The sequence below is a fragment of the Niastella caeni genome (assembly GCF_004834005.1).
Lineage (GTDB): Bacteria > Bacteroidota > Bacteroidia > Chitinophagales > Chitinophagaceae > Niastella > Niastella caeni.
On the sequence record NZ_STFF01000002.1, the window covers coordinates 656592 to 682737 of the forward strand.

The window sequence follows — 26146 nt, forward strand, 5'->3', positions numbered from 1 at the left end:
GTTAGAATTCTGCAACGAGGCTGAAGTTGTACATTCTGGTTGAAGGGTATCTGGCATCATCAACGCCTACGGTCAATGAACCATAGTTAGGCGTCATGCCAATTTCAGGGTCATAGCCTTTGTATTTGGTGATGGTGGCCAGGTTTTGTACACCAACCGACGCCCTTAACGATTTCATGGCAACAAATTTTGCCCATTCTGCAGGAACTGTGTACGATAAGGTTACATTTTTCACTCTTATGTAAGAGCCGTCTTCAACATACCAACTGTTCGCTTTGAAATTCCCGTTAGGGTCACCGGTGGTAATGCGAGCGATCTGGTGACCTGGATTGGTTAACGTAGCAGTTTGATCGCCGGGTGTTACACTGCTTGGTCTTGCAAAGTTGGCTACCGATTTAAAGTAATTGCTGAAGGGGGCCGTACCGCGCGGATTTTCGTTCAGGTAACGGGTATAGTTATATACATCATTGCCCTGTACGCCCATAATGAAAACGTTCAGATCAAATCCTTTGTAAGAAAAAGAGTTGTTTACGCCAAAGGTAAATTTGGGCCAGGGGTTACCAATGACAACGCGATCGTTCTGATCGATAATGCCGTCGGGTTTTCCGGCAGGGCCGCTGATGTCTTTGAACTTCAGATCGCCTACCCAGGAGCCCTGTGAAGGATCAACTGTTAACACACCATTGGCAGTTTGCACGGCATGGTTGTTTATTTCATCTATGTTTTGAAACAAACCTTCCACTACATAGCCGGTGAGCAATGCCGCCGGTTCGTTCACTCTTGTTGAACTGATGAGCGAACTGGTACCATAAGTACTATTGATAGGTGTATTGTTCTTTAAAGAAGTTATTTTATTTCTGTCGATCGAGAAATTGATACCGGTTTTCCAGGTGAATGGGTTTTCAATATTGACGGTGTTGATGGTTACACCAAAACCTTTGTTCTGCATGGAACCCACGTTGGTAGTGGGAAAACGGATATATCCCGCGCTATAAGACATGTCGCCGCCCGAATAAAAAGGATAATCGTTGGTGGTTAACAGATCGTAGATGTCTTTTATATAGAAATCAGCTATCACCTGCAGTTTATTGCGGAACATACTTAAATCAAAACCAATATTGGTCGATTTATCGGTTTCCCATTTTAAATACGGGTTGGAAAAATTTTGCGAAAGGTAACCGGTTCCCCAGGCGGTGGGCACACTGTATAAAGCGGCATAGTAACCGGCGGCAGCTGAGTTTCCGCTTACACCCCATTCAACCCGCAATTTCAGATCATTGACAACAGGTAACAGGTCCTGCATAAATGCTTCCTGCGAGATCCGCCAGGCAGCAGAAAGGGCAGGGAAATAACCCCAGCGGTTTTCCTCGCCGAAGTTCGACGAGCCATCTGCTCTCATTGTACCCTGCAAAATGTATTTATCATTGTACACGTAATTCAATCGACCGAAATAGGATTCCTTGGCACTGGATCCTTTACTGCTTCCATTGGTAGCGGTTAGGGCATCCCCTGCGGTCAGTTCCTGGATATTATTGGTAACAAAATTCTGCCGGGTGCCATAGAGCCCTTCGCTTGCGTTTTCAGATGATTCATGGCCGGCCATTACCGAAATACCGTGTTTGCCTATGCGGGTATCATATTGCAAACGGGAATTGAAACCCCACCAATAGTTGTTGCCGCTTCTTCGGGTAGATACGGTGGTGGTATTTTTATAACCATTAAACTCATACGAAGGGTTGAAGATATAATTGTTGGTGAACTGGTAATATGTATTCAGTTCATTGTGTAACACCAGGCCTTTCAGCAGGGTTACATCGGCATACATACCGCCAATAAATGCCATTGATTTATTGCGGTTGTCGTTGATCTTCGATAACGCCACCGGATTGCTGAACTGGAATTGCGTGGAGGTAGGACCGCCCCAGCTTCCATCGGTATTTCTTACCGATATGGCCGGGTTTTGTTTAATGGCAATATTCAGCAGATCGCCATTGGAAGTATTTACTACTTCTTTCGTTTGGTTGATGCTCAAATTGGTTCCCAGCTTTAACCATTTGCGGGTTTGATTATCTACATTCAGGCGTACAGAATACCTTTTAAAACCGGAACCCTGCACCACACCCTGCTGGCTAAAATATTCTGTTCCCAGGTAAAAGGTAGTTTTTTCGGTACCGCCGCTTAATCCCAGGCCATATTTCTGCAAAAGCGTACTACGGAATAATTCTTTCTGCCAATCAGTACCGGGGCCTAATACAGAAGGATCTGAAAACATAGGGTCTGGCGCAATAGAGCCGGCTTTCGCCATTTCATTCCTGTACGCGGCAAACTCCTGCAGGTTCATTACCGGAACTTTTGCCGGTTCGGTTTGTACCGTAGTCAATGAATTGAAGGATACTTTTGTTTCACCAACTTTACCTCTTTTGGTGGTGATCATAATAACCCCATTGGCGCCGGTAGCTCCATAAATAGCGGTAGCAGAAGGGCCTTGCAATACGTTGAAGGTTTCGATGTCGTCAGGGTTGATGCCGGCCAGTATATTGGACGATGCGGATGCTCCACCTGCCGGATTTTCAGGTTTTATCTGCACACCGTCTATAACATATAATGGCTGGTTACTATAGTTGATGGAATTTACACCCCGTATCATTATAGATGCCGGAGCGCCTGGCTGACCGCTGTTTGAAGTAACGTACACGTTGGCAGCGCGGCCTTGTAATCCATGCTCCAGGGTAGTGTTAATGGTGCGCTTCATTTCTTCGCTGGTTACAGTGACCTGCGAACTGCTGAGATCGGTTTTTTTCATTTTACCGTACCCAATAACGATTACTTCGCTCAGATCATTGAAATCATGCTTAAGGGTCAGGGTGATATTATTCTCAGATGCTTTGAGCACGCGCTCAATTTGGTCGAAGCCAACTTTTGTAATAATCAGTGTTTGGCCGGTGCCCGCATAAATTTCAAAAAAGCCATCCGGATTGGTGACAGTAAAATTTTTGCTGTCCCTTACCGAAATATTTGCATTGGGAATCGGCTCGCCGTTGGCGCCGGTTATTTTACCGGTGATCTTTCTTGCAGGGGTTGTTTCCTGTGCGTAGCTGGGCAAGGACAGCACCAGCAGGCAACAAAAACTCCAGAATAGCAGTCGGTTTTCATGTAAAATTTTACATAAACTCATAAGCAAACAATTAGTCGTTAGTTAAAAATTGGGTGGACGTTTTGGCAATATGAAAATATAGCCAGACAGATGAAAGTATGGTAATGAATCGTCTATTGTGAGGTGATCATATGTTAAGGAGGGGTATTAATTGTATTTTTAAAGGGCATGTTTTGTCAACCCGGGCCGTTTAAGCCCCGGAATTTGTCAATTGCAAATTGCAAATTGGCTTCCCTCGTTGCCTTTATGCCTCGTTGCCTTTCTTCTTCGCTTCTGTCTGGTAAACCGAGGGCAGTACCCCGAAATGAGCCCGGAAGTATTTGGAAAAGTATTTGGGATTATTGAAGCCGGTTTCATAAGCCACTTCAGCCACAGTCATTTTTGTTTTTTCCAGAAGTTGGGAGGCTCTTTGTAACCGTACCAGCCGAATAAATTCGGTGGGCGTTTTACCGGTAAGTACAAAAATTCTTTTATAAACAGCCGCCCGGCTCACCAGCAGGGCCCGGCTCAGGTCATCTACCGTAAAATCGGCATTCGAAATGTTTTTTTCTACAATGGCCAGCGCATCCTGCACAAATTTTTCATCAGCCGACTCTATTTTAATTTCCGACGCCTTTACAGCTACCTGTTTAGTAAATGTTTGCTTCAGGGATTGTTGTTGTTGCAGTATATTCTTTATCCGGCTTAATAAGATCTCGAAGTTGAAGGGTTTCATGATGTAGTCGGCTGCCCCCGTATCAATACCGCGCAATTGTTGCTCCTCGCTGGTAACGGCAGTTAATAAAACAACCGGTATTTGCCTGGTGCGTGGGTCGGTCTTTATTTTTTTACACAGGTCAATGCCATTCATTTCGGGCATGTTGATATCACTTACCACAATATCAGGATGGGTGGCCAGTGTTTTTTGCCAGCCTGTTAATCCGTCGGCGGCTTCTACAATATTATAATACTCCCGCAGGTTGTCTTTCAGGTAAAAAAGGAAGTCTTCATTATCTTCTACCAGCAGCAGCGTGTGTTTTTTTGGTGATGTAACAACCACATCGGAATCCTCTTGGGCTGTTACCTGCTGTTCGCCTGGCAATAGCTCTTCAACAGCAGGTTCCTCGATTACGACCGAGGGCGAAATTTCCTTTACCGGTAGCAGCACCGTAAAACAAGAGCCTTTGAACTCGGTACTTTCTACCGAAATGGTCCCATTGAACAGGTTTACAAATTCTTTTGTAATAGCCAGTCCAATGCCGCTTCCCGGGTTAAGGATGTTGCCGGGCATATGATGTTGAAAGAAACGTTCAAATATTTTTTCCTGCCGGTCGGCCGGCATCCCAATTCCCGTATCTTTTACCATTATTTCAAGCAGTGTTTCTTCGGCCTGTCGGGTGGCCTGCATTTCAACGGTAACTGTTCCGTTCTCAGAAGTGAACTTAAATGCATTGGAAAGCAGGTTGAATAGAATGCGTTCCATTTTATCGTGGTCGAATCTGGTATGCAGGCTTTCCAGGGTGGAAGTATAAGAGAACCGGATACGTTTTTTTTCAGCAATGTCTATAAAAGAACAAGCAGTTTCTTTTATGAATTTTATAATGTCGCCTTCGGTTGGATGCAGCTTTAATTCCTGCACTTCCATTTTACGGAAATCGAGTAGCTGGTTTACGAGGTTGAGCAGTCGGCGGGCGTTTCGATGGATCAGTTGATATTGTGAGATTTGCGCCGGCTCATTCGATTGCCTGATCATTCTTTCGAGCGGTGTCAATATAAGGGAAAGCGGTGTTCTGAACTCATGGCTCACATTGGTAAAAAAGCGGATCTTCATCATGTCCAGATCATGCATGCGTTGAGCTTCTTTTCTTTCCTGCTCCAGTGCAAACCGCATCCTTGCCCGTTGAATCACAATTTGCCGGGCAAAGAACAATATAGTTAAGGCAACCAGCAGATACAATGCATAAGCAGCCGGGGTTTTCCAGAAGGGGGGGAGAATAATGATGTCTAAAGCAATGCCCTGTTCATTCCAGATGCCGTCATCATTTGATGCTTTTACATAGAACGTATATTTTCCCGGGTCGAGGTTGGTATACGTTACTTTGCGGGCATTGCCATCGGTATACAGCCAGTTGTCGTTAAACCCTTTCAGCCTGTACGCGTATTTATTTTTTTGGGTATTGATATAACTAAGCGCTGCGAATTCCAGGGAAAAAATGTTTTCATCGTATCGCAACGTAATGGCATTTGTTTCAGAGATCGCTTTTTTCAACAGCACCCGCGGACCGATCTTTTTGCCCGCTTCAATATCCTGGTTGAACACCTGCAGGCCAGTCAATACCACCGACGGTATATTTGTGTTGGATTTCAAGGTAGCCGGGTTAAAGAGATTGAACCCATTGGCGCCGCCAAAAATTATTTCTCCTTTGCGGGTAACCAGGGCTGCATTTTCATTGAACTCTTTTCCCTGCAATCCATCCAGCCGGTCGTAATTGGTGCAGTTGATCTTAAAACCATCTTTCATAGAGCCTTTGTAACTGATCCTGCTGATACCATTGAGCGTGCTTATCCAAATGTTTTGAGATTTGTCTTCAACAATATTCAGTATGGTATTATCAGGAAGGCCATCTTCTTTTCTGAAATTCTGGAATCGTTTGTTTATTGAATTGTAGATATTCAGGCCATCCCGGGTGCCTACCCAGGTAACGCCCCGGCTATCGGTATAAAGGGAAATCACATTTTCGTTGCTGAGGTTGGAATTGATTGGAAGGAGTTGGGTGAAAGAGTCGGTGTTCTTGTTCTCCACATCTACACCATAAACGGTGCCTACCCATAAATTGCCATGTATGTCATTTGTGAATGAAGAAATATAGCTAACATGCACTGAGTTAGGCGCCATAGGTTTATAATGAAAAAAACGGTTACTAGCTCGATCGTACCTGTCGAGGCCAAATGCAAATGTGCCTATCCATAAATTGTAGTTCTTGTCTTCATAAATTTCCCAAACCCGGTTATCGGCCAGGCTGGTAGGGTCATCGGCGCGGTGGCGGTAATGCGTAAAAGTTTTTCCATCATAACTGTCCAGTCCGCCATAATAAGTGCCAATCCAAAGGATATTGTTATGGTCAATTAAAAGGCTTACAATTACGTCATTGCTAAGGCTGTTATCATTGGCGGGGTTATGCCTGAATTGTTTAAAGCTATTATTAGCGCGGTCGAAATAAATGAGGCCGCCGCCATTGGTGCCGATCCAGATATTGCCTTTTGCATCTTCAACAAAACGGTTCACATCATTGTAGGGCAGGCTTGTTGCATCTCCTTCCCGATGCCGGAATAAGGGGAAATTGACGAGGCTTTCGTGATAATAATTAACGCCTTGTTTGAAGGTGCCCACCCACATAATGCCGAGATTGTCGGGGTATAATGCCGTAACGGTGTTTTGAGTAATGGTTTTTTCATCACCGGGTTTGTTCAACAACACCTGAACGGTCATTTTTTTCTTATTCAGGATGTTCAATCCGCCATGATCGGTTGAGATCCATAATAAACCCTGGTTGTCTTCTTCTATATAAAAGATAATATTGCTGCTGAGTAAACGAACGCCTTCATCTTTGGCTATTTGCTGCAATGTATTATTCCTGGGGTTGATCCTGTAAATGCCATTGAAAATGCCGCTGGCATAAATGTATAGATCGTCTTCCGAATCTATGAACAACCTGTAGATAACTTTATTGCTTCCCTGTTTTTGCTGTAAGATATTGGTTCGAAAGGTGATTTTTTTTGTTCCGCCATCTACTTTTTCAATAATGCCGTTGCTGTAAACAATCCAAATGTTGTTTTTTGAATCCTTTCTAACTGCGGCAATGGTATCGGGTAAAAGCGATTGACCGCTTAACAACGATACAACCGGCTTGTTTTTTTCAAAATAGAACAGGCCGCTGTCCTGATACATAAACCAAAAACCTTTCCCTTGTTGAATGATATCACTCAGGCCTGCCCCTGGAAGTCCCCACTGCATAAGCTGTTTGTCAACCTTTCGATCAAATTTTTCAGTTGACGGATCGAAAATGTTATAGCCCATCTTTGTGAGCACCCATAACTTTTCCTCAGGGCCTGTCACAATCTTTGAAATAAAATCATCATAAATCGACTGGGTATCTTTTATTGAATGGCGGAAAGTTTTAAAAGCATAGCCGTCATACCGGTTGAGGCCGCTCATGGTGCCAAACCACATAAACCCCCGGGTATCCTTATAAATACAGCTTATCTGGTTGTTCGACAGGCCCTGGTTAAAATCAAGATGTGCGAAATGATACGTTTTTTGTTGTTGCCCATGTAAAATACCAGCTATGCAAATACAGAGCAATACAACAATCGTTGTTTTAATATTCGGTTTTAAGTGCGAAAGCATATGGCAATTATGAAAATACCAGGTAAAAACTTCAATGAAGTTAGCAATTTTCCGGTGACTGGAATTTGACCACAGTGAGGGTATAATATTTTGTTTTGGCATGCAATAAAGGAGGAAATTATAACTGAATGAACGCAGCAAGGGTATTGAGATGATTCAATCTGGGTATCGTTTTGTTAACTGCGTCTCCTGTAAACGCATTAGCTGATTTATTGACTTTCAAACTTTTCCTATCTTCAGTTCTCAGAATTCAATACTGCTACCATTGAAAAAAAACTGGAATGAAAACTAACATAAAAGGCATCCTGTTAAAAGCATTGGTTTTTGCCTGCAGCCTGCAGCTTACAGCCTGCAGCTTTTCTTTTGCACAACAAACCATTATTCAATACCTGTCGGGAACAGATAAAGATCACCCGGTGAACTGGGATTTTGTTTGTACCCAGGGTCGCAGGAGCGGCGTTCGCACTACCATACCGGTTCCCTCGCAATGGGAACAGCAGGGTTTTGGTACTTATGTCTACGGCTTTGACAAAGAAACCGATGAGCAGGGAATTTACGGGTATTCGTTCCCCAGCGGTAATTGGGCGAATAAGAAAGTGCTGTTGGTATTTGAAGGGGTGATGACCGATGCGGAAGTAACTGTTAATGGCCGATCGGCTGGCGATAAACACCAGGGCGGTTTTTACCGGTTCTCCTACGATATTACGCACCTGTTAAAAAAGAATGGCAACAACCGGCTTGAAGTAAAGGTGAATAAACGATCCGCGAATGAATCGGTAAACCGGGCGGAACGAAAAGGCGATTTTTGGAAATTCGGCGGTATTTACCGGCCCGCTTATCTGCAAATTTGTCCCCGCACGCATATAAACAAGGTAGCCATTGATGCAAAGGCAGATGGAAAGTTCAACTTGCAGGTACATACGCAAAACACGAATGAACAGCAAAGTGTGGAGGTGCAATTACAGGAACTGAACGGCACAGCAATAGGGCAGAAGGTATCGATACAGGCGGGGGATAGTGTTTCTTTAGCTGCCCATTTCCCCGGGGTAAAAACCTGGAACCCTGAACAGCCGCACCTGTACAATGCCATTATCTCAATCTTGCAGGGAAATACGGTTGTACATACCATTACGCAGCGGTTTGGTTTTCGCACGGTCGAATTTCATGCCCGCGATGGTTTTTATGTAAATGGTGTGAAGGTATTGCTCAAGGGGGTGAACCGGCATAGCATCTGGCCCGAAAGCGGCCGCACCTTAAGTCGCGATGTTCACCTGCTCGATATTGGTGCCATGAAAGATATGAACATGAATGCGGTCCGCATGTCGCACTATCCGCCCGATCCTGAATTTTTAGACCTCTGCGATTCGCTCGGCCTGTTTGTGATAGATGAGCTCACCGGGTGGCAGGCTGCCTATGATACCGTGGTTGGAAAAAAGCTGGTGAAGGAACTGGTGTTGCGCGATGTGAATCATCCTTCCATCATTATGTGGTCGAACGGAAATGAAGGAGGGTGGAACAGGGCTCTGGACAATGATTATGCCCTGTACGACCCACAGAAACGGTTTGTAATTCATCCCTGGGAAAAATTCAATGGCACCGATACCAAGCACTATCCTGATTTTAATTATGTGGCTAACGCTGTGTTGTATGGGACCGAGGTATTTTTCCCAACAGAGTTCATGCATGGATTATTTGATGGCGGACATGGCGCGAGCCTGGAAGATTTCTGGAATGAAATGTGCAAGCATCCCTATTTCGCAGGCGGATTTTTGTGGTCGCTGGTGGATGAGGGCATTGTGCGTACCGATAAAGATGGAGTAATTGATGTTGCCGGCAATATGGCGCCCGACGGCATTGTTGGCCCGCACCGGGAGAAGGAGGGAAGCTATTATACAATAAAGAAGGTATGGTCGCCGGTAATGGTACATTCCAAAACTTTTCCTGCTAACAGTCAACTACAGGTTGAGAATGGTTACCTGTACACCAACCTAAGTAATGTAAGCTTTGAATGGAAAACGGCTGCCTTTCCCCAAGCGCATGATACTTCTTCGGTTGCCATTATAAAAAGCAGGGGCGTTGTAAAGGGGCCATCGCTGGCGCCGGGAGAAAAAGGCTGGCTATCACTTCCTGTATTACCCGATAGCCTGACTGATGCCATATATCTTACCGCATACGATGCCGGTCATAAAGAAATTGCCGCCTGGAGCTGGCCATTACAATTGCCGCAAACCATATCAGTAAAAGCCACAGTTGTTCCTGCTGCTGTCATTAATATACAAGAAGACGCAGCCACGCTGACCATCAACCAGGATGGCATCACTTATTATTTTGATAAAGCAAGCGGTTACCTGCAGAAAGTGTTCAATGGTAAACAGGAGATCTCACTGAGCGGCGGCCCGGTGCTTACCACAGCCGATCAGATATTAACGGAATTCAAACATTATCGCAAAGACCAAACGTATATTGTTGAACCGGTTTATAAAGGCGACAACCAATTTTGGGTGAAGTGGACATTTCAACAAGGGCGTTTGCCGCAACTGAATTATACATACAAGATCAAAGGGGCAGCAGATTATATGGGCATCACTTTTAATTACCCCGAACAACAAATTACCGGAATGAAATGGCTGGGGCAGGGGCCCTATCGTGTTTGGAAAAACAGGATGCAGGGACAGCAGTTTGGTGTCTGGGAAAAAAGTTACAATAATACCATCACCGGTGAGTCGTGGGAGTATCCTGAATTCAAGGGTTGGCATGGCGGACTATACTGGGTGCAGGTGCAAAGCAAGGAAGCCGGTTTTGTTATTTATACGGGCGGTGAAAATGTTTTTTTACAAATGCTGCAACCGCAACGACCGGCGGCAGCTCCTAACGATTATACACATCCTGCATTTCCAAAAGGCAATATTGGCTTTATGCATGCCATCAGTGCCATCGGTACCAAGTTTCAGCCGGCCGAAGTAATGGGCCCGCAAAGCGGAAAAAACATCCATTTAAACTATATGCCGATGAGTGGCGTGCTTTGGTTTGATTTTAAATAATAATAAATAATTGATGAAGCATATATTTTCATTTTAACAGTAAATGACAGTATTGAAACGGGTAATTATTTAAAATAACTTTATATAAAAAGTAATGTGAAGAATTACATCAACTAAAGGAAAGAAATCGGCGAAATTTTATCTTTTACCAGCGAGGGTATGTCTATTTTATAATCAGCCAGCAACACGGTAAATGTAGCTTCTGAATGAACGGATTCGCCGGTCACTTTCCCTGGCCGCAAGTTCAGTGAGCGCTTCAGCCTGCAGTTGTCGCCCATTTTTATTCATAGAAACCTGGTAGCGCTGGCTTCAGAAGAAAACGACGTGTATGCACTGGGCATTGGCGCCCGGTGTTCAAACTCTCAAAGCGAATAGCCTTTGTTGCAGATTATCATTATATCGCAAAAGGACTTGATAAAGATGTGTACAAAGACCCCTTGTCGGTAGGCTTTGATATTGAAACAGGCGGTCACGTATTTCAATTGCATTTTTCCAATGCCACAGGCATGAACGAAAAAGCCTTCATCACCGATACCACAGGCGGCTGGGGAAAAGGCGAAGTGCGTTTGGGATTTAATTTATTGCGGGTATTTACTGTTCGCAGACCCCCCTCATTAAATTTACCAGGTCAGTAACGAAGGCACCAGGGGCCGGTTGCTGCTATAACAATTGTGGTGAAAGGAAGGATTGTTGTGGTAATCGGATTGGCTAAAAGCTTTATGCTACCTGGCGTTTGAACGGGTTGACGAAACATATCCTTTGAAAATACAATTTATACCCTGCTTAGACGTATGAATACCTGACGAAATACATTTTACTACCCTCTTTTTATCTATCTGATTGTAAATTCATAGTGCCAAAATTTTCAACTAAAATCCGTCTTGTGAACGATTGAATGCCAGGGTTTGTTTTTACTTACCCTCTCTTTTTGAATTTCATTGAAGTTTTAAAAAAAATGCAGCGCATATGAAAAAGCCGTCGTTATTGGAACAATGCCGCATTGAGTATCAAACCATGCAGCAGGTAATTGAAAATGCAGCAACGCTATCAAATGAACTTACATGGATAGAATCGGCGTTCAGCTTGTCGATGCAGGCCTGGAACCGGATAGAAAAAATGGCTGGTAGCTACATCTTTGCGGACCATGAGGAGGAAATATATTTTTATAAAACGCTGAAGCCCCAATTTACCGGACTGATCGATTATCTTACCTTATTATATAAGTCGGTATTATTTCAGCCAGATGATCTGACGAAGCAAAAGGATTATTGGAAAAGCGAACTGACCAGTTGCGGAGAATTTATTGAAAAGTATCAAACGCTTTACCGTGATAATCAACGAACTTCAATTTCTGAGCTTTCGTATTTAACGCAATACAACCAGCAATCACTTGTTTTTGGAATTAATGTTAACCACCTGAATATTAGTACAACTTCCCCCGTTTATATCAAGATGAAAGTGATAGCTATAAAAAAATACCAGCAGTATATAGCGAATAACAAAATTTGCGGATAACTTATTGATCTTAATGCGATCTGCTTCGGCGGACCGTAATCTAACAGGGGCTGTCGAATAAAATCGGCGGCTTCTTCTTTTATTAGCAGCACCAGGCAATGAGCTATTTGAATGTTTCTACATTATTTTTGAGTACGGATAACCCTCAGTCCTCACTATTTAAAGCTATTGCCATTATGAAACATGCCCTCGTCATTTTCTTATTCATTGCTGAATGCGCATTTGCCCAGGATCCCTGGAAACTTTCCGCCACCCAAATTGACCCCGCCAACTATTACGGCATCACCGTTGCCAATGGCATGATCGGAATTGTGTCGTCGCCGGAACCATTCAAGGTAAAAGATGTGGTGCTGGCCGGCGCCTATGATCTGTATGGTCGCGGGCGCGTGAGCAATTTTCTGCGCAGCTTCAACCTGCTGAACATGTCGCTCGATATCGATGGCCGCCGTGTTGATGCCAAAAGCATTACCGGTTTCAGGCAGGAGCTCGATATGCGGCAGGCCGCTTTTGCCACTTCTTTTGACTATGCCGATAAAGCCACCATCAGTTATACGTATTATTCATTGCGCCAATTGCCTTACACCGTTTTGATGGAAGTAAGCATCACCGCCAAAAAAGACATTGCCATCACCGGCGCCAGTGTAATGGAAGCGCCCGATGCCCTGAAAGACGTACAGAATTATTACAACGAAATAGACAGGCCGCATGTGGTGCTCAGCCTGCTTACCTCTACAGCAAAATCCCCCACCGGAAAATTGCTGATGTGTGCTTCCAACACCTTTTTATTTAGTGAACCGCATGGCCGCGAGCCGCGGGTTATCCACGAAATGTGGGACAACAACATGCACCTGATGAAATTTTCAAAGACCATCAAAGCAGGCGAGCAGTATCGTTTCTCCATTGCAGGATCTTCCATCACTTCTGCCCATCATGATGATCCGTTGAATGCGGCAGAACGCCTCACCATTTATGCTAAGCTCGAAGGGCGCGACCGGTTGTTGAAATTTCATCAGCAGGCCTGGGACAGTCTTTGGAAAAGTGATATTGTGATCGATGGCGATGCACAGGCGCAGCAGGATGTGCACAGCATGCTGTACCACCTTTATTCATTTGTGCGGGAAGGAACGGCGCTTTCTCCTTCGCCCATGGGCTTAAGCGGATTGGGTTATAATGGCCATGTATTTTGGGATGCAGAACTATGGATGTATCCCGCTTTGCTGGTGCTTCATCCTGAATTGGCAAAAAGCATGATAGAATATCGCTTCCAACGATTGGATGCTGCCCGGCGAAATGCATTTGCCAATGGATTTAAGGGAGCCATGTATCCCTGGGAGAGTGCAGAAAGCGGAGTTGAAGAAACACCCGTATGGGCATTGAGCGGACCGTTTGAACATCACATAACGGCTGATGTGGCCATTGCCGCCTGGAATTATTATGCCGTAACACAGGATAAACAATGGCTTCACGACAAAGGCTATCCGATACTTTCCGCCACAGCCGATTTCTGGGCAAGCCGGGTAGAGCGGAATGGTGTTGGTAAGTATGATATAAAGAATGTGGTGGCGGCAGATGAATGGGCCGAGAATGTAGACAACAATGCATTTACCAATGCGGCAGCAAAGGCCAATCTGCAATATGCAACCCAAGCGGCAAATATTTTAGGCATTACGCCCGATCCAGACTGGATGCAGGTAGCGAACAACATCCCCGTTTTAAAAATGGATAACGGCGTTACACAGGAGCATGCCACCTATAAGGGAGAAGGCATTAAACAGGCCGATGTGAACCTGCTTGCCTATCCGTTAAAAGAGATCACTGACCCGAAACAGATTCGAAGAGACCTGGAGTATTACGAAACAAGAGTGCCAACGGAAGGCACACCCGCTATGACGCAAGCCATTTTTACTTTGCTGTACGCGCGGCTGGGCGATGAAGACAAAGCCTATCATTGGTTTAAAGATGCGTACCTGCCCAATTTGAACCCGCCGTTCAGGGTGATTGCCGAAACAAAAGGCGGCACCAATCCTTATTTCGCCACCGGCGCTGGTGGTATACTGCAAGCGGTATTAATGGGCTTCGGTGGATTGGAAATTACCCCCAAAGGAATTATTCAGGTGAAATCATCGCTTCCTTCCACCTGGAAAAGATTAACCATCACCGGTACAGGACCAGGGAAGAAGACGTATAGCCGGCAGGGGAAGTAGAAGAAACGTTGACGTATACATACCCTAAGTTATTATTTTTATCTCGCAACACGACTATATAACCTCGATAACATCACGGGTAGACAATTCTACAGCCGTTGCTGTGTAATGGGAAAAATGGCCAGGCTGAAGCAAAAGTTTGCATATACTTCAGTTTCTGCTTAGATAACCCACGCATATTTGAGAATTTAACCTTTAGGCGCCACCCGATTGGTTAAGCAATACAATGCAGTAGATTTGCTGAAATGATTATAACGGAACAGCTAAGTCAGATAGTTTCCATTTGTTATAAAAACAAATCTATAGAAAAGTTATATGAAAATCAGAAAAGCAGATCGGGTAAAGGACTATGAAAATATTTGGAATATATTTTCGGGTGTTATTAAAACAGGCGATACGTATGTGTTTGATCCAAATACTCCGAAAGAGGCGTTGGATAAGCATTGGTTTGCCGACTATATGGATACGTTTGTTGCCGTTGATGATGATGGTACAGTTTGTGGCACCTATATAATAAAGCCCAATCAAATAGACTTAGGCAGCCATATTGCGAACTGCGGCTATATGGTAAATCCCAATTACCAGGGTAGGGGAATAGGAAAACTTTTATGTGCACATTCCATTGAGTTCGCCAAACAAAAAGGATATCTCGGCATCCAGTTTAATATAGTAGTGAGCACAAATACAAATGCGGTAAAACTTTGGCAAAAGTTCGGTTTTGAAATAATCGGTACAACTCCAAAAGGATTTAGACATAAAGATCTGGGGCTGGTAGATACCTATATTATGTTTAAACACTTAGCATAGACACTCTGAGAGTACGCATCTTCATCTTATGTGTGAACAAACCTCACAAAAAACTTTTCTCCACCCTTTTGGGGATACCTCCTTTTTTCTGCACATATTATAAATCGCGCTTACCAAAAAAGAAAATACCCTTGAATAAACAGGAGTTTTTAGCAATCGTTGATCGATCTCTTAACTGTCTGCCTGATTATGAAGAATACCTCCACTTTAGATATTTTAAGAAAGGAAAATTTTTTTGTCTCCAGTAATTAAATAGTGTGAAAGCCATTTTGCATTCGTCTTAATAGTAATGCAGTTAAAAGGCCACAGCCATACGAGATTAAAATTTATTCAGTCAATAGTAAAAAATCATTTTGCATTCGTTTAAATAGTAACGCACCTGTGAAGAACTACCGTTTTTATTTTAGTGTTTAATGCTGATTCTGCCCTGTGAATGTCATTTTAAAAGGTTTGTATTCACTTACCTTTTTTATAACCAATTGATTTTGTTAATTGAACAAGTACAATGCTTATGACAAACCAATTATGCTTTCAACAACAATGTACCCGGCTGTACAGAAAAATGCTGCAACAATTAGCTGGTTTTGAAAACACGGCAACCGATGAAAAGAAATGGATAGAGTGGGGATTCTGCGTAGCTACAAAAACCTGGTTTCGCATCCAGGCAGAAGTTGATAGTTATCAATTTGCCGATCAACTGGAGGAGATCAATTTTTATAAAACGTTGAAGCCGAAATTTATCGGGCTCATGGATTTCTTCTCCTTATTATATAAAACGGTTTTGTTTCAACCCGACGATTCGGAAGGAAAAATGGAGTATTGGAAAGAGGAGCTGGCCATTTGTAAAAATTTTTTATTGAAGCACAGCGCATTCTGCCAGTATTATAAACAGGGTTACACCGGAATGGACCATATTTATTTCGTTCATGAAAACAATCGGGAACCACTCATTTTCGGTACCAATGAAAACAAAGGGCATGTAGTTACTTCATACAGCCATCTGCTCGCCCGTGTTATATCCATTACAAAGTACCAGCGTTATTTACAGGAGAAAATCGGCTTTCTTACGAACGTCAACTAAGAACTGTAAACTAAGAACGTAAAATTAAAAACTTAAAAAAAGGGCTTGTGTCTACCTGCCCTTCCTTTAAGAGATGAAAAATTAAAAATGAGACATGCGGAATGGTAGTTGAGGTCAATGCCTGGCGCAGGTAGCGGGTCAATGGTGTATTGGGCTGCAGCAAATTGTAAAAACTATTCAAAGCACGAATCAACCACAAACCACAAACCACAAACCACAAACAGAATTCACTATCTACCCTCCCTTTATTTTAAAATTATAAGCTATATATACAAGCTACTAAGCTGAATTACTCTTTTCCGCGGAAGCGCATAGAGCAGGATGCGCCGCCTGCACAAAAGGACTATTTTTGCGCACTTGAAATCAAACTGTCAATGAGCAAACAAGTTCCGACCGTAAAGTATAACACCAGTTATCCTTCAATTGATGACCTGCGCAGCAAAGCCAGGAGAAAGATCCCAAAATTTGCATTCGAATACCTCGATGGGGGGTGTAATGAAGATGTAAACCTGCATAAGAACACGGCTGAGATCAGGGAGGTGGAATTAGCCCCTTATTATCTGAGCAAACACAAGGGGTCGAATCTGCAAACCGAATTATTCGGTCATGTGTATGATGCGCCTTTTGGCATTGCGCCCGTTGGTTTACAGGGGCTCATCTGGCCCAATTCGCCGCAGATCCTTGCCAAAGCCGCCCTGAAGCATAATATTCCCTTTGTATTGAGTACCGTTACTACCGCCGATATTGAAACCATAAGCAAAATAACGGAAGGCCGGGCCTGGTACCAGTTGTATCATCCTGCCGAAGATGAGGTGCGTGATGATATTTTAAAACGGCTCGAAGCCACCCAATACCCTGTGCTGGTGCTGTTGAGCGACGTACCTTCCTTTGGTTTCCGGCCAAGAGACATTCGCAATGGCCTGGCCATGCCGCCCAGGATGACCCTGCGGAATATCCTTCAGATCATGACGCGGCCGGAATGGGCTTTGAAAACACTGAAATACGGTACGCCCAATTTTGCCACGTTAAAGCCATATATGCCAAAAGGATTAAATATGAAACAACTGGGGCTTTTCATGAACCGCACCTTTGCCGGCCGGTTGAATGCAGATAAAATAGCGCCCATTCGCGATAAATGGAAAGGAAAAATTGTAGTGAAGGGTATTGCCACCGAGGCCGATACCGAAATGTGCATCAAGCTGGGCATAGATGGCATTGTTGTTTCGAACCACGGCGGCAGGCAGCTCGATGCTGGTCAGTCGGCCATAAAGTCAATGCATCCGATCATAGATCGCTATAAAGGAAAAATAAAAATTATGATGGACAGTGGCCTGCGTTCCGGTCCCGATGTGGCCCGGGTAATGGCCAGCGGCGCCGATTTTACTTTTATGGGCCGCTCGTTTATGTACAGCGTGGCCGCACTGGGCGATGAAGGCGGCAACCATGTGATCGAAATGCTGAAAATACAATTAAAGCAGGTAATGGAGCAGGTATGTTGCGAGCAGATCATTGATTTGCCGAAGCATATTATCAAATAAGATCTTTCCGGTTGATCACCTCAACAAGAAAAAGACTGTCGTTAATGACGGTCTTTTTCATTTTACCAACTACACCGGCCATTGTTCCCAGTTATATAAACCTTCAGCTAAAATTCTATAGCAATATGGCCCGCTATTATTTCTGTAAATATTTTGTAGTGTTGTAAGTAATCGAAATCATTTTCCGGTCTTTAATGGATCGGGAAACGATTTGAATGCCTTGCCAATGAAAATTGACGCCGTTTTTTTACAGCAACTGCAGCAACAGGTTGCCAAAGGCGACCAGCGGTCTTTTGAAGACCTGTACCGGTTGTTCTATGCACGCCTCCTTAATTTCGCACTTTTGTATGTGCATAAAAGAGAGATTGCCGAAGAAGTAGTGAATGATGTGATGATCAGTATCTGGAACAAGCAGCAAACCCTGCAACAGGTGCAACATCTCGAAACCTATATTTTCACAGCCGTGCGCAACCGCTCGCTCAATTACCTGACGAAATATTCCACCTGGCATGTATTGCCCGATGCCACCCATGAGCAGGGGACCATCATCAACCTCAACGATCCGGAAAAACAACTGGAATGGAAAGAGATCAGTTTTCATCTCAACCAGGCCATCGATCAGTTGCCCGAGCAATGTAGAACAGTATTTAAACTGATCAAGGAGGAGGGCTTTCGCTATAAACAGGTAGCGGAAATTTTGAATATCTCTGCCCGCACGGTAGAAACCCAATTGTTTCGCGCTATTAAAAAGCTCGATAAAGTAATAGCCGTGTACCTTGATAAGTCGCAAAGAGCTAACCATCGAACAATGTAGCCATCAAACAATGGATAAATAATATTTCTTACAACAAAAATCATGGATAACGAAAATATATTAGAACTGATGTCAAGGGTTTTGTCGGGAGAAGCGACGCCCGAAGAACAGGCGGTCCTGGAAATAGCGATTGCGCAGGACAGTTATTTGCTGGCGCGATACAAATTGATGCAACAGTTCTGGAACGAGCATGAAACGGTATCGCCGGCGGCGGTAGAAGATGCTTTGCAAAAGGTATTAGGGCAATTGCAATTGCAGCAGTCTGCACCGGTAAAAAAAATAGATCCTCGCCGGTTATGGAAGCGTGGCCTGGCGGCGGCTGTTGTTGTAATGGCATTGGGATGCACGGGGCTTTGGTACTTTACCAATCGAAATGTAAATACGACTCCTGATTCCTTATTGGAAAAGCAAAATGCAAGAGGAACCAAGAGCACCATAGTGCTGCCCGATGGCAGTAAAATATGGTTGAATGCCGATAGTAAAATAAAATATCCTGCATCGTTTACCGGCCACCTGCGGGAAGTGTATTTGAATGGAGAAGCTTTTTTCGACGTCGCCAAAGATCCGAAGAAACCATTTATCATCCACCTGAACAAGGGTACTGTTAAGGTGCTGGGCACTTCGTTCAACGTGCGCGCCTATGATAATGAAAAACTGATCGAAACTTCTGTGGCCACCGGCCGGGTGGCGTTCATTCCCGATCGGTCAACTGCAAAACAGCAACCCGATACAATTTATATAACCCCGAACAATAAGGTACGTTATTCCCTCAGCGACAACCAGGTTAAAGTGGAACCGACTGCAGCGGCGGAAGACAAAGCCTGGACGGAAGGTAAACTGATCTTCAAAGCGATCACCCTGGAAGAAATTGCCATAGAGTTGGAAAGGAATTTTGGTAAGCAGGTGATCTTTATTGATGACGAACCCAAATATTACCGGCTTACCGGCGCTTTTGAGAACAACAGCCTGGAAGAGATCCTGTTCTACCTGTCGAAAACAAAAAACTTTAATTACACGATCAACAGCAGCGAGTTGTTGATTGCTAAATGATCAAGCCATCAAACCATAGGGCCCTAGTCATGAATTAAGAAAAACAGAAGTTATGTTGAAAAAATTTACAACCCTTTTGTTATTGTTACATACCATTTCCCATTTACCGGCCCAGTTTGCCAAAGCGGCTCCGGTCAATACCATGCACTTCTACCAGGAAAAAGAAACCAGGATCACGCTGCAAATTAAAAATGAAAAATTACAGGTAATACTGGGGAAGATCGAAAAGAGATCGGGCTATGCATTTGTTTACTCGAACGATGAGATCGACGCTGATCAGAAATTATCGATCCAGGTTAAGGAAAAAGAGCTCCGGGATGTATTGAGCGAATTATTTACGCCGCTGCACATTGGGTATGAGATCATAAAGAACAAGATCATTTTAAAAGGAGAGAGAACATCCGTCCCTTTAGCAGCAGGCAGTAGTGGTGTAACGGCCAACCGCACGGTTGAGGCTGCTACTGCCCGGGTGAAAACCGATACATTGATCGAAGGGCGGGTGGTTGATGAAAACCAGCATGGGCTGGCCAATATCAACGTGCAGTTAAAAGGCGCTTCACTGGGCACTACCACCAATGCCAGGGGTTACTTTTCATTACGTATTGGGGATGATCAAATGAATGGTGTTTTACATTTCTCGTCTATTGGATATACGCCACAGGAAGTGCCGCTCGGCGGCAAGCGGCCATTGCTTATACAAATGAAAGCAGAAAGTAAAGACCTTGGTGAAGTAGTAGTGATAGGCTATGGCACGCAGCGCAAAATATCGGTTACAGGTTCAGTTGATAATATCAGCAAAAAGGCGATCGAGGGTCGTCCGGTCACCAACCTCAGTACAGCATTGCAGGGCGTATCGCCGAACCTTATTATTCAGCAACGGAATTTTGAACCGGGGCAGGGTGTAAACATCAATATCCGCGGCCTGGGTACCCTGGGCGATAACACGCCGCTGGTGGTGATCGATGGTATCCTCGGCGGCGATCTGAACCTGATCAACCCCAATGACATTGAAAGCGTATCTATCCTGAAAGATGCCGGTAGCGCGGCTATTTATGGTTCACGGGCTGCCAACGGCGTTATTTTGATCACTACCAAAAAAGGACGTAAGAACGCAAAACCCACAGTAGCCTATACCGGTATATATGGTATTCAAACACCGCGCATCACCTATAAACCGGTGCATGCCTGGGAAAATGCCTATTATAAAAATGAATCGCTGGTAAACTCAGGCTTGTCGCCTGCCTTTACGCCGGAGCAACTACAGGAATTTAAGAACCGGGGCGATGGCGACTGGCGCGTTGATAATATTTTTCACGACGCACCCCAGCAAACACACAATATCTCCGTTAGCGGCGGTGGCGCTAATAACATGTATCTGTTATCGGTAGGGTATCTCGATCAGCAGAATAACTTTATCGGTCCCGGTTACGGATACAAGCGGTATAATGTGCGCCTGAATCAAACAAATGAAATAGGCAGGCTGAAACTGAACACCATTCTCAGCTATGTAAAAGTACTGGGTAAAGATCACTCTTATAATGCCGGAACCCTGATAGTGGACGCCAGCCGGGTGCCTTTGTATTATTCATATCAGGACAGTGCCGGCAACTACCTTACCAATCCTGTTTCGGCCCAGTTCAATCCCAAAGCCATTTTGGAAAAAGGCGGTTATCGCAAAAGCAATGACGATGAAGTATTCGGAAATCTCAGCGCAGAATACCAGGTGATAAAAGACCTGAAAGTAAAAGGCGTTTTTGGCGGAACCTTTCGCTCGAACCATACATTCGGCCGTCGCATGCAACTGAACTTTATACCGGGCGGCGTGTACGGCGATGATCGCGAGATCTTCGATAACAACTATAAATCTATATTTACCAATCTGCAGTTGATTGCAGAATACAGTAAGACTATTCATAAACATTATGTTCAGATGCTGGCAGGTGTTGCCAATGAATCGTTCCGGTCTGAAAAAAATGCCCTGTACCAGACGTTGACCGATCCGGCATTGGGTATTCCGGTTACGGGTACTAAAATAGATGCCGGTCGCAGTTTTAATTCCAATGGAACAGATCTTTCTGATCTGTCGCGCCCACCAGCTACTATTGAAACAAGCATTCACTCCCTTTTTGGCCGTGGATCGTATTCATGGAGCGACCGGTATTTTGCGGAAGTTAATTTCCGGTACGATGGTTCCAGCAAATTCGCCAAAGGCAACCGTTGGGGTTTCTTTCCTTCTGTTTCGGCCGGCTGGCGCATAAGCGAAGAAGCGTTCATGGACAATTTGCGCTCTACAATAAACAACCTGAAAGTGCGCGGTTCCTATGGCATCCTGGGCAACCAGAATGTACGCGCCTATCAGTACCAGACCACGTTTAACAGCTATCCAAGTGCTTATGGTTTTAATAACTCTGTTGTAAGTGGTGCTGGCTATAACCTCGGCAATCCCGACCTTACCTGGGAAAAAGCGGCCACTTTCAATATAGGTGTAGATGTTACTTTACTGAACAGACGACTTGAATTTTCTTATGACTGGTTCGATAAAACGACCAGCGATATCTTATATGGCCGTAAAGATGTGCCGCAATTGTTTGGCGCCGGGTTTGCCGATTATAATGTAGCAAAAGTGAAAAACCGGGGCTGGGAAGTACGCGCTTCCTATAACTGGCCGGGTAAAGTAATAAGCCAGACCTTTTCGGTTAACCTCGCTGATAACTTAAATGAATTGCTGGCGCTTACCTACGGCACCGGAGAACAAAAGGAGCCTAAGGAAGAATTTGAGATCATACGCAGGGTAGGGCAACCCATTACCTTATATCGCGGCTATAAGCGCAATGGCTATTTTCAAACGCTCGATGATCTTAATAAAGCGCCGAGGTTTGCGAATTCGGTAGTAACGCCGGGTGATATTAAATATGTTGACCGTAATGGCGATGGCCTCATTGATGATAAAGATAAATTCATCCTTGGCAATCCTTTTCCGCGGTATACTTTCGGGTTCACTTATACGGCCACGGCAAAAGGATTTGATGTGCAGGTATTCATCCAGGGCGTGGGAAAAAGAGATGCCATGATCAGGGGCGAACAGGTAGAACCTTTTCACGTAGGCTATGGCGGTACCATGTATGCGCATCAAACCGATTACTGGACGCCTTCGAACCCTCATGCCAAATATCCGCGGCTGGCAGAGAATGGTTCCGCTTCCAATAAAAACAACTACCGCGTAGGTTCCGACCTTTACCTGTTCAATGCAGCGTATGCCCGGTTAAAAAATGTGCAGTTGGGTTATACCATACCGGCAACTATCAGTTCCAGGGCTCATATGCAAAAAGTTAGAGTATACCTCACCGGTCAAAACCTGGTAACGCTTACCAAATTGACTTTCCTCGATCCGGAGATCACTGAGTTTGATAATAACACCAACCTGGGCGCAGGCGCCAACAGCGCCCGGGCATATTTCCTGCCCATCTTTTACGGGTTCGGACTGGATGTAACTTTTTAACAACGAAAAATGCACCGCCATATGTTTATAAAAAGAAACAAGGCACATAAAGTAATGCACAAGGTCCAGGACATCTTTATCCTCCCCCGGTTAAATTATCCCAACATGTTAGTGGCCTTGCTGCTGCTGGTCACTGCCTGCAAAAAGCTCGACCTGGCGCCCAGCGACCGGTATACCGAATTGACGTTCTGGCAAAGCAACGATAATGTGAACAGCGCCCTGAACAATATTTACAGCGGCCTGTATACCAGCGACCGCATCTTTTACAATGAAGCCCTTTCAGATAATGCATTCACCAAACTGGGCGTATCGTCGGGTGTGGATGCCCTGTCGAGCGGCAACTTCACCATTTCGCTGCCGCGTTTTCAGAACGACTGGGCATACTATTACAGCGGTATCAAATCGTGCAATATTTTTTTAGAGAACATTGATAAGAACGGCACGCTGGGGGAAACTGTTAAGGATCGCATGAAGGCCGAAGTTCGTTTTGTAAGGGCCTGGCATCATTATAACCTGGTGAAGTGGTGGGGCGACGTGCCTTTGTTGCAAAAAGACATTACGCCCAACGAAGCAAAATCGGTGTCGCGTACACCCCGTGCCGAAGTACTACAATTTATTTTGAATGAGCTAGATGCAGTGGCCATTTTGTTGCCCACCAACATGCAAATTAACAAAGCCGATTTGGGCCGTATTACGCGGGGCGCCGCGCTGGCATTGAAAGCACGGATCTTATTATACGAAGGGAACAGGATGGCTGATGTAATAACAGTTTGTGAACAATTGATGAACGATCAGGCGCAGAATGGAACATATGCATTGGCTGGCAGCTATACTGGTTTGTTCAGCGATAAATTGGTGAACAAGGAAAGCAGCGAGTCGGTTTTGTCGTTGCAATACGTTCCGCAGTTACGCGTGTGGGGCGATTATATCGACTTCGCACCCATCTCGGCCGGCGCCCGTACCAATAACCTGTCGCCCACGCAGGAACTGGTAAATGCCTATATCATGACCAATGGAAAAGCCATCACCGATGCCGGTTCCGGGTATGATGAGAACAATCCTTACAACAATCGCGATCCAAGGTTGGCGGCAACTATTGTATACGATCAGTACAGTTGGACAAACCCTGATAATTCCAAACAAACCATTTATATCAAACCGGGCTCTGCGCCCGCGGGGCAGGGAGCCAATGAATACAGCAGGGCCGGACAGGGAACAGCTACCGGTTACTACTGGCGAAAATACTGGGACCCCAATTATGCGGCGCCTGGTTTCAGCTCAGGATTGAACCTGCACCTGATCCGGTATGCTGAAGTATTATTGATGTATGCAGAAGCGAAAAATGCATTGGGACAAATGACTGCCGGGGTATGGGATAAAACCATAAAGCCTATTCGCACACGTGCCGGTTTTACCGACGCGGCCGCGCTCAGCTTCCCCGGCACAGGAAGCAACCTCACAGAAATTATCAGGAATGAAAGAAGGATAGAGCTGGCCATGGAAGGCATCCGCATAGATGATCTCCGCCGCTGGAAAACGGCTGAGAACGTGATGAACGGATGGGTGCATGGAGCGAAATATGGCGACCCGGCCACTGATAACGGTTATATACAGGTACAGTTGCGGGTATTCGACAAAGCCCGGCACTACCTGTGGCCTGTGCCGCCTGCAGAAAGAGCATTGAATAATAATCTTAGTCAGAATAGTGGGTATTGATGGTGAATGGTGAATAGAACCCGACTGTATGGGCTTCGAAATAATAGCGAAGCTCAAAATTGAGCGGCCACTTCCCACTGACTACTCACCGCTCACAAAATAACTGACTGTAAAAAAATCCTGTTATGCAACATAAACTATTGCTCGTTCTTACAACAATCATCTGCCTGCTACATCTCCAATGTAAAAAAGATGAACGCGATATCAACCTGCAGCTGACAGAAGTCGCTGACCTGTTTACGCCTGCCGATGCAAAATACATCAGGCTCGACCCGAAGTCGGGCGCAACAGAAAGTTTTGAATGGAGCCAGGCCAAAGCCGAAGACGGCTCGCTTGTATTATATGAAGTAGCGTTCGACCAGGAGAATGGCGATTTTTCGCACCCGTTTTATACAGTAGTAGCCGATAACAAAGGCGTGATGAATAAATTAACGCTTACCCACGCCGACCTGAATAAAATTGCTACACTGGGCGGCGCCGACTTTTACCAGAGAAAGAAATTCAAATGGACGGTGCTCGCTTCCAAAGGTATTAATGTGAAGCAGGCCGCAGCGGCAAGGACCATCGACCTGGAACGGCCGGGCGGATTTGTCGTATTGCCTGCCACCCTGTATATTTCAGGCGATGCTACCGAGGGCGGGGATGTGCTCACCAATGCACTGCCAATGAAAAAACTTAAAGATGGCGTATTTGAAATTTTCACTAAACTAAAAGCCGGCACGTATAAATTGGTTGATGGTAACAGCGGCTCGCCGAAACAATACTATCTCTATGAAGACAATGGTAATAAAACCATTGGCATGAATGGGCAGACTACTTTCGCCGGCGCCGATAAAATAATGCGTATCCAGATAGATTTCAACAACCTCGCTGCTGCGCTCACGGAAGTAAGATCAGTACAGTTATGGTATTGTGCAGGCAATACATTCTGGTTTACGCTTCCCTATGCCGGAAATGGTGTATGGAAATACAATAACCATACGATAAACTATACGCAAATGCCGTGGGGCTTTGAACAACGGCATAAATATAAAATGGTCTTGAATGAAGGAAGCGGTGATAAAAACCTTTGGCTGAATTATGCTTCGAGCGATAGTCCCGACCAGGAGGGGCAACATCCGCATACCGTGGTTTACAAAACCATCAATATGGAGCGGAATGATGACAGTCAGTGGGACTGGAGCTGGAAATTTGACCGTACCTATTTAACACAGGGCAGTGTAGCCGATTTCTGGGTTTCCCTGCGCGCCACCGATGCGGCGTATACGGTTAATTATCAGAAGCATTAAGGCAACTAGGCAACTAGGCATAAAGGCAACGAGGAACCAAGGGGCCGCATT

15 protein-coding genes are annotated in these 26146 nt (G+C 44.8%); 13 read left to right on the forward strand and 2 right to left on the reverse strand.

All coding sequences use genetic code 11. The features are described from left to right. Position 1: 1 nt before the first annotated feature. On the reverse strand, positions 2 to 3175 hold the full coding sequence (locus tag FAM09_RS10155; RefSeq protein ID WP_136576978.1) for a SusC/RagA family TonB-linked outer membrane protein: 3174 nt from the start codon (positions 3173 to 3175) through the stop codon (positions 2 to 4). 223 nt (positions 3176 to 3398) lie between these two features. Continuing rightward, positions 3399 to 7541 (reverse strand): hybrid sensor histidine kinase/response regulator transcription factor, encoded by a 4143-nt coding sequence (locus FAM09_RS10160; RefSeq protein WP_136576979.1) that lies wholly within the window; start codon positions 7539 to 7541, stop codon positions 3399 to 3401. Between the two features lie 281 nt (positions 7542 to 7822). Here FAM09_RS10160 and FAM09_RS10165 point away from each other — a divergent pair, with 281 nt between their 5' ends. The 13 genes from FAM09_RS10165 to FAM09_RS10220 all read left to right on the forward strand — a co-directional run bounded on the left by FAM09_RS10165 (position 7823) and on the right by FAM09_RS10220 (position 26095). Continuing rightward, positions 7823 to 10582: a glycoside hydrolase family 2 protein gene (locus FAM09_RS10165; RefSeq protein WP_136576980.1), complete on the forward strand. Its 2760-nt coding sequence runs from the start codon at positions 7823 to 7825 to the stop codon at positions 10580 to 10582. Between the two features lie 267 nt (positions 10583 to 10849). Beyond that, on the forward strand, positions 10850 to 10957 hold the full coding sequence (locus FAM09_RS31400; RefSeq protein ID WP_262711651.1) for a hypothetical protein: 108 nt from the start codon (positions 10850 to 10852) through the stop codon (positions 10955 to 10957). Then, entirely contained in the window at positions 10933 to 11217 is a 285-nt protein-coding gene (locus tag FAM09_RS10170) for a DUF5777 family beta-barrel protein (RefSeq protein WP_262711652.1), read from the forward strand. The genes FAM09_RS31400 and FAM09_RS10170 overlap by 25 nt, the downstream gene beginning before the upstream one ends. A gap of 331 nt (positions 11218 to 11548) precedes the next feature. Next, entirely contained in the window at positions 11549 to 12097 is a 549-nt protein-coding gene (locus tag FAM09_RS10175) for a hypothetical protein (protein ID WP_136576981.1), read from the forward strand. Positions 12098 to 12273: 176 nt separating this feature from the next. After that, entirely contained in the window at positions 12274 to 14301 is a 2028-nt protein-coding gene (locus FAM09_RS10180; RefSeq protein ID WP_136576982.1) for a glycosyl hydrolase family 95 catalytic domain-containing protein, read from the forward strand. Between the two features lie 315 nt (positions 14302 to 14616). After that, a complete protein-coding gene (locus FAM09_RS10185) occupies positions 14617 to 15108 on the forward strand; it encodes a GNAT family N-acetyltransferase (RefSeq protein ID WP_136576983.1) in 492 nt (163 codons plus the stop codon). Positions 15109 to 15619: 511 nt separating this feature from the next. Next, positions 15620 to 16189 (forward strand): RteC domain-containing protein, encoded by a 570-nt coding sequence (locus FAM09_RS10190; protein ID WP_166437082.1) that lies wholly within the window; start codon positions 15620 to 15622, stop codon positions 16187 to 16189. A 374-nt stretch (positions 16190 to 16563) separates the two neighbouring features. Continuing rightward, the gene (locus FAM09_RS10195) at positions 16564 to 17727 is read left to right on the forward strand and encodes an alpha-hydroxy acid oxidase (RefSeq protein WP_136576985.1); all 1164 of its coding nucleotides are present in this window, start codon (positions 16564 to 16566) and stop codon (positions 17725 to 17727) included. A 226-nt stretch (positions 17728 to 17953) separates the two neighbouring features. Beyond that, on the forward strand, positions 17954 to 18541 hold the full coding sequence (locus tag FAM09_RS10200; protein WP_136576986.1) for an RNA polymerase sigma-70 factor: 588 nt from the start codon (positions 17954 to 17956) through the stop codon (positions 18539 to 18541). A 42-nt stretch (positions 18542 to 18583) separates the two neighbouring features. Further along, the gene (locus FAM09_RS10205; RefSeq protein WP_136576987.1) at positions 18584 to 19591 is read left to right on the forward strand and encodes a FecR domain-containing protein; all 1008 of its coding nucleotides are present in this window, start codon (positions 18584 to 18586) and stop codon (positions 19589 to 19591) included. A 52-nt stretch (positions 19592 to 19643) separates the two neighbouring features. Further along, positions 19644 to 23090 (forward strand): TonB-dependent receptor, encoded by a 3447-nt coding sequence (locus tag FAM09_RS10210; RefSeq protein ID WP_208025531.1) that lies wholly within the window; start codon positions 19644 to 19646, stop codon positions 23088 to 23090. Between the two features lie 21 nt (positions 23091 to 23111). Beyond that, positions 23112 to 24806, forward strand: coding sequence for a RagB/SusD family nutrient uptake outer membrane protein (locus FAM09_RS10215; protein ID WP_243751644.1), 1695 nt, complete (start codon positions 23112 to 23114; stop codon positions 24804 to 24806). A 125-nt stretch (positions 24807 to 24931) separates the two neighbouring features. Next, positions 24932 to 26095 (forward strand): SusE domain-containing protein, encoded by a 1164-nt coding sequence (locus FAM09_RS10220; RefSeq protein WP_136576988.1) that lies wholly within the window; start codon positions 24932 to 24934, stop codon positions 26093 to 26095. Positions 26096 to 26146 lie beyond the last annotated feature (51 nt).